Source organism: Bacillus sp. RHFS10 (assembly GCF_016757475.1).
GTDB classification, from domain to species: Bacteria; Bacillota; Bacilli; order Bacillales; family Bacillaceae; genus Bacillus; species Bacillus subtilis_G.
The window spans coordinates 1-716 of record NZ_JAESPO010000020.1 but is presented as its reverse complement, the minus strand read 5'-3'; the positions used below and the strand labels follow the sequence as shown (position 1 = coordinate 716).

At 50.0% G+C, this 716-nt stretch carries 5 tRNA genes and 1 rRNA gene; all 6 read left to right on the top strand.

Features of this window, described 5'->3' with window-relative positions:
- Positions 1 to 10 precede the first annotated feature (10 nt).
- Positions 11 to 126 (top strand): 5S ribosomal RNA (gene rrf / locus JMN17_RS21420).
- 44 nt (positions 127 to 170) lie between these two features.
- Positions 171 to 245 (top strand) — tRNA-Asn (locus tag JMN17_RS21415).
- Positions 246 to 247: 2 nt separating this feature from the next.
- Positions 248 to 320, top strand: a tRNA-Thr gene (locus JMN17_RS21410).
- Positions 321 to 381: 61 nt separating this feature from the next.
- A tRNA-Gly gene (locus tag JMN17_RS21405) sits at positions 382 to 456 on the top strand.
- Positions 457 to 489: 33 nt separating this feature from the next.
- Positions 490 to 566, top strand: a tRNA-Arg gene (locus JMN17_RS21400).
- Positions 567 to 592: 26 nt separating this feature from the next.
- A tRNA-Pro gene (locus tag JMN17_RS21395) sits at positions 593 to 669 on the top strand.
- Positions 670 to 716: the final 47 nt, after the last annotated feature.

The following is a 716-nucleotide window of genomic DNA, read 5'->3' as shown; positions in this document are numbered from 1 at the left end:
AAGGCATTTGTTTGGTGGCGATAGCGAAGAGGTCACACCCGTTCCCATGCCGAACACGGAAGTTAAGCTCTTCAGCGCCGATGGTAGTCGGGGGTTTCCCCCTGTGAGAGTAGGACGCCGCCAAGCAGTTTTGTTATTTCTACCATGTTTGTTTATGAAGCTTATATTATTCCGCAGTAGCTCAGTGGTAGAGCTATCGGCTGTTAACCGATCGGTCGTAGGTTCGAATCCTACCTGCGGAGCCATTGCTTCCATAGCTCAGCAGGTAGAGCACTTCCATGGTAAGGAAGAGGTCAGCGGTTCGAGCCCGCTTGGAAGCTTTATTAAGTGTGTTATTACCAAGGTTTCTCAAAAAAGAGAAAGCTTTTTTTATTGCGATATGCGGAAGTAGTTCAGTGGTAGAACACCACCTTGCCAAGGTGGGGGTCGCGGGTTCGAATCCCGTCTTCCGCTCCATTTTTATCCCAACGGGATATTGTAAAATTGATTGCGCCCGTAGCTCAATTGGATAGAGCGTTTGACTACGGATCAAAAGGTTAGGGGTTCGACTCCTCTCGGGCGCGCCATTATTGTTATAGAATAGATAGGGAATCGGGAAGTAGCTCAGCTTGGTAGAGCACATGGTTTGGGACCATGGGGTCGCAGGTTCGAATCCTGTCTTCCCGACCATTTCAATGGGGCCTTAGCTCAGCTGGGAGAGCGCCTGCTTTGCACGC